Here is a 5,573-nt window from a genome sequence, read left to right as displayed (position 1 = left end):
ACTGCCTGCGGCCGCGCTCGCTTTCCTCGCCGCCGGCGCCATCGTGCCACTGCTCGTCCCCGCCGATCCGTGGCGCGAGCGCATCTGGTTCGCTGGACTCGTGCTGACAGGCATCCCCGTGGCGTGGCGCACCTTGGCCGGACTGCTGCGCGGCGCGTTCGCGGCCGACGTGGTGGCGATGCTCGCGATCGCCGGATCGATCCTCCTGCAGCAGCCGCTGGCCGGGCTGGTGGTGGTCCTGATGCAGACCGGCGGCGAAGCGCTCGATGCGTTTGCCGTCGCGCGGGCGTCAAGCGCGGTGGCGGCACTCGAGGCCGATGCCCCTCGTACGGCGCACCGGGTGGTCAGCGGACACGTGCATGACATCGAGGCGAGCGCGATCACGCCGGGCGACGAGCTGCTGGTTCGTCCTGGTGAATTGGTGCCGTGCGACGGCACGGTCGTCAGCGGCGCCTCACACGTCGATACGTCACGCATCACCGGGGAACCCATTCCCGTCCGCGCCGCGGCCGGTACGGCGCTGCTCTCGGGCAGCGTGAATCAGGAAGGCGCGCTCACGGTGCGCGCGCTGCGCACGTCTCAGGACAGTCAGTACGCCCGCATCGTGGATCTGGTGCGCTCCGCCCAGGCCTCGAAGAGCCCGTTGCAGCGCACGGCCGACAAGTGGGCGGTCTGGTTCACGCCGCTCACGCTCGGCGCCTGCCTGATGGCGTGGCTGGTGTCGCACGACTGGAGTCGGGTGCTGGCGGTGCTCGTCGTGGCCACCCCCTGCCCCCTCATCCTCGCGGCACCGGTCGCCATCATCGGCGGCATCAATCGCGCCGCGCGCCGTTCCATCATCGTGCGCAATGGCGGGGCACTGGAAGCGCTCGCCTCGGTCAACTCGGCCGTGTTCGACAAGACCGGCACGCTCACGGTGGGCAAGCCACGCGTGCATCAGGTCGTCACCGACGACGGCGTGTCAGCCGAGGCGATGCTGGAGTTCGCGGCGGCTGTGGAACAAGGATCGGGTCACCTGCTGGCGCGCGTGATCGTGGCCGAGGCCGAGTCGCGTGGGGCGAAAATGGCGATCGCCACGGAGCTGATCGAAACCGCCGGCCGCGGCGTAACGGGCGTGGTGAATGGGCGCTTCGTCGCCGTGGGGTCACCCGACTTCGTGCGCGAGCGGGTGCCGGGCATCGCGGCGCGTCTTTCCGCTTTGGAAACGGAGGCATCGGGATTACGGGCGTACGTGGCCACCGACGGCAGCCTCGGGGGAGAGGAGCACGGCGCGGTGCCGTCGCTGGCGCGCATCGAATTCGCTGACGAACTGCGCGAGGAGCTGGCCCCGATGTTCGCCGAGCTGGCCGCGCTGGGCATCAGCGACGCTTATCTGTTTTCGGGGGACAAGTCCGAGAACGTGGCGAAGATCGCGCGTGAGGTGGGCATCACGCAGTACGAGGGTGATCTCACCGCAGAGGCCAAGGTGGCGCGGGTGGCGGCGCTGGAAGCGCGTGGTCGCCGGGTGGTGATGGTGGGCGACGGCACCAACGACGCGCCGTCGCTGACGACGGCCACCGTGGGGATCGCGTTGGCCGGACACGGCGGCGGCGTCGTGGCCGAAGCCGCCGACATCGTGTTGCTGATCGACGATCCACGACGCGTCCCCGAAGCCGTCCGGATCGGACGGCGTTCCTTGATGATCGCGAAGCAGTCGATCTTTGTGGGGCTGGGACTGAGTTTGGTGGGGATGGGCTTCGCGGCCGCGGGCCTGCTGACACCGATCGCCGGCGCGTTGATTCAGGAAGCGATCGACGTGGCGGTCATCCTGAACGCGCTGCGCGCGGCGGGAGCCGGCCCGACGGATGCCGTGCGTGGCCCGTCGGTCCGTGCCTAGAAACCGCCCCAAAACTCGCCCAGCGCGCGCCTAGAACTCGTCCTCGGCGAAGGCCATGATGGGCGCCGAGCCCGCCTGAATCGCCGCCAACAGCGTGGCGGCTTCGGGCAACAGGCGTCCGAAGAAGAAACGCGCCGTCTTGAGCTTGGCCTCGAGGAACCGCGGCTCGCCCTGCTGCGCCGCAAGCTGCTGCTGCGCCACGGTGGCCATGCGGAGCCACTGCCATCCCACGGCGACATAGCCCATCAGATGCAGATACTCGGTGGCCGCCGCGCCGACTTCATCGGGATTGGCAAACCCCTTTTCCGCCAGCAGCATCGTGGCCTTCTGCAGCTGGTACAGCGCACCGCCCAGCGCCTTGGCGAACTCCTCGAGGCCCGCCACCGACGCGGCGGCGTCTACATCGCTCTTGACCAGCTCGAAGAAGCGGCGCACCAGCCGTCCGCCTTCCATGGGCAACTTGCGACCGACGAGATCGAGTGCCTGCACGGCGTTCGTGCCTTCGTAGATCTGCGCGATCCGGGCATCGCGCACGTACTGCTCGATGCCGTACTCCCTGATGTACCCGTGTCCGCCGAGCGTCTGCAACGCGATGTTCGTGTTGTCGAATCCCTTGTCGGTGAGGAACGCCTTGATCACGGGGGTCATCAGCGCCACGAGATCTTCGGCGGCTTCGCGCACGGCGGGATCGGGATGACGATGCTCGAGGTCGATGCGAATCCCGACCCAGTACGCCAGCGACCGCATGCCTTCGTTGAACGCCTTGATGCGCAACAGGCCTTTACGCACATCGGGGTGCACGAGAATGGAATCGGCCGGTCCCGCGGGATTCTTCGGGCCCGTGAGCGACCGGCCCTGCAGTCGGTCCTTCGCGTACGACAGCGCGTTCTGGTACGCGACTTCGGCCAGCCCCAATCCCTGCAGCCCCACCGCGAGGCGCGCGCCGTTCATCATGACGAACATCGCGCGCATGCCCTTGTGCGGCTCGCCGACCAACCAGCCGGTGGCGTCCTCGAAGTTGAGCACGCAGGTGGCCGACGCCTTGATGCCCATCTTGTGTTCGATGGACCCTACGGTGACACCGTTGCGCGCGCCCGGCGTGCCGTCGGCGTTGGGCAGATACTTGGGCACCAGAAAGAGCGAGATGCCCTTCGTGCCGCCCGGCGCGTCGGGCAACTTGGCGAGCACGAGGTGGACGATGTTCTCGGTGAGGTCATGGTCACCGGCCGAGATGAAGATCTTCGTGCCCGTGATGCGGTAGGCGCCGTCGCCGGTCGGCATCGCCTTCGTGTGGATCATGCCGAGGTCGGTGCCAGCGTGCGCTTCGGTGAGGCACATGGTGCCACCCCACGTGCCGTCGATGAGCTTGGGCAGGAACCGCTCCTTGAGCTCGTCGGATCCGTGGCTCATCAGGGCACTCACCGCACCGTGTGACAGGCCGGGGTACATGCTGAACGACAGATTCGCGGAGCAGAGCATCTCCTCCATCACGAAGCGCACCGACTCCGGCAGCCCTTGCCCGCCGTACGTCGCATCGGCCGACACGCCGGTCCATCCGCCGGCCGCGTACTGCGCGTACGCCTCCTTGAAACCCCGGGGCGTCCGCACCTCGCCGTTGTCGTACGTCACCCCTTCCGTGTCCCCACTCTGGTTGATGGGGAACAGCACGTCCTCACAGATCTTGGCGCCTTCGACGAGCACCGCATCGATCATGTCGGGCGTCGCGTCCTCGAAACCGGGAAGCGCGGCCAGCTGCGCGACATCGTGGACGTCATGCAGCAGAAAGCGGATATCGTCGAGTGGAGCCTTGTAGGCGGGCATGGACGGGCGTCCTCCGATCGGGAAAACAGCGGGGGTGACCTGCTCCCGTGCAACCTGTGACGGAATCGGGATGCCGGCAAGCCCCAATTGCGACGCGACCGTCATGTTTTGAGGGCGCGGGGCTCCGCGTGTACCCTTCTGAAGCTTTTTCGACGCGGGCGGCGTAGGTCCTGTCGACAACGCTCGCCATCTCCCTCACGTCCGGACCATGATGAAGCAGTTTCTGACCGCCATCGCCGCCAACCTGCTCACGATCGCGATCTGCGTGGTGGGCGGAATCCTGCTGGTCGTCGGCATCGCCGCCTCGGCTGGGTCGAAGGAACCCACCAAGGTCGCCGATGGCTCGGTGCTCGTGATCGATCTGGAACGCGCGTTCTCCGATCGCCCGTCAGAAACGACGCCGGGCACCTTCCTCGACGACGCGTTCTCGGCGGGACAAGGGGACGCCATCTCGTTGCGCGCGGCGACGATCGCCCTCAAGGCGGCGGCCGACGACGATCGCATCAGCGGAATACTGCTGCACGGCTCGATTTCCGCCGACGGATACCGGTCGGGCTTCGCGGCGCTGCGCGAACTGCGGGCGTCGATCGCCCGTTTCCGGCAGTCGAAGAAGCCGGTGCACGCGTATCTGGTGAATCCGAGCACGCAAGACTACTACCTGGCGTCGGCCGCCAGCGTGATCACGATCGATCCGTTCGGTTCGCTGGCGATGCCGGGACTCGCCTCTGAGCAGGTGTTCTTCACCGGTATGTTCGAGAAGTTCGGCATCGGCATGCAGGTGAGTCGCGTGGGCCGCTTCAAGGCAGCGGTGGAGCCGTTTACCCGTCGCGACATGAGCCCGGAGAATCGCCTGCAGACGGAATCGTACCTCGGCGATCTGTGGAGCGAAGTGAAGCGCGGGGTGGCCGAGAGTCGTGGCATCGACACCATCGCGTTGCAAACCATCGTGGACGCGCAAGGGATCATTCTGCCCGCCGACGCCAAGGCCGCGAAGCTCGTGGACCGCGTGGCGTACTTCGACGATGTCCTCGACGACTTGCAGCGGCTCGCGTCGGCGGCCCGCACGGCAGACGGCGGCAAGCCAAGTGCCAAGGACAGCACTCGCGCCGCGGAGCTCGCCGCGCTGCTCGATCGCCCCACCCTGCCTCAGGTCACGCTCGGCGACTACGCGCCGATCGCCGTGGCCAAGGATCGCAGCTTTACCGCGAGCCAGACGATCGCCATCGTGTACGCCGAAGGCGACATCGTGGATGGGGAAGGCGGCGACGGGACGATCGGCGGGTCGTCGCTGGCACGCGAGCTGCGCCGCGTGCGCAACGACGCCAAGGTGAAGGCCGTGGTGCTGCGCGTGAACAGCCCCGGTGGCAGCGCGATTGCCTCGGAGCAGATTCAGCGTGAACTCACGCTGATCCGCAAGCAGAAGCCGATCGTAGTCTCGATGGGCACGGTGGCGGCGAGCGGCGGCTACTGGATCAGCACCGCAGCGGCGCGCGTGTTTGCCGAACCGAACACGATCACCGGCTCGATCGGCGTGTTCTCGCTGGTGCCGAACATCAAGACGCTGGCCAATCGCAACGGCGTCACGTTCGACACCGTGAAGACGGGACGCTACGCCGATCTGTTCTCGATTGCGCGTCCGCGGACGGACGCCGAGCTGGCCGTTCTGCAGCGCGGCACCGACGCGGTATACGAGGCCTTCATCGCGCGCGTGGCGACGGCGCGCCGATTGACGCCGGACTCGGTCCGCACGATCGCGGAAGGACGCGTGTGGTCGGGAGAGGATGCCATCCGCGTCGGCCTCGTGGACTCCATCGGCGGACTCGATATGGCGCTCAAGAGCGCCGCCTCGCTGGCCAAGATCACCGGCGACTACGAC

At 67.4% G+C, this 5,573-nt stretch carries 3 protein-coding genes; 2 read left to right on the top strand and 1 reads right to left on the bottom strand.

The window, feature by feature from the left end; all coding sequences use genetic code 11:
- Window positions 1-1,876, top strand: a 1,876-nt coding sequence (locus ACIRA7_RS14500; protein ID WP_396221564.1) for a heavy metal translocating P-type ATPase, incomplete at its 5' end; no start/stop codon positions are given.
- A 30-nt stretch (window positions 1,877-1,906) separates the two neighbouring features.
- On the opposite strand, the gene ACIRA7_RS14495 is transcribed toward ACIRA7_RS14500, so the two are convergent.
- Complete coding sequence (locus ACIRA7_RS14495) at window positions 1,907-3,697, bottom strand: acyl-CoA dehydrogenase C-terminal domain-containing protein (RefSeq protein ID WP_396221563.1); 1,791 nt, start codon at window positions 3,695-3,697, stop codon at window positions 1,907-1,909.
- Between the two features lie 208 nt (window positions 3,698-3,905).
- Between ACIRA7_RS14495 and sppA the strand changes: the two genes are divergently transcribed.
- The coding region (sppA, locus tag ACIRA7_RS14490; RefSeq protein ID WP_396221562.1) for a signal peptide peptidase SppA at window positions 3,906-5,573 on the top strand (1,668 nt) is incomplete at its 3' end.

This window comes from Gemmatimonas sp., from assembly GCF_044376735.1.
In the GTDB taxonomy this organism is placed as follows: domain Bacteria; phylum Gemmatimonadota; class Gemmatimonadetes; order Gemmatimonadales; family Gemmatimonadaceae; genus Gemmatimonas.
This window is presented reverse-complemented; position numbering and strand designations above follow the sequence as displayed.

What these genes read in the sequence shown, in the direction of transcription:
- ACIRA7_RS14495 (WP_396221563.1), bottom strand. Translation starts at nt 3,697, where the DNA reads ATGCCCGCCTACAAGGCTCCACTCGACGATATCCGCTTTCTGCTGCAT.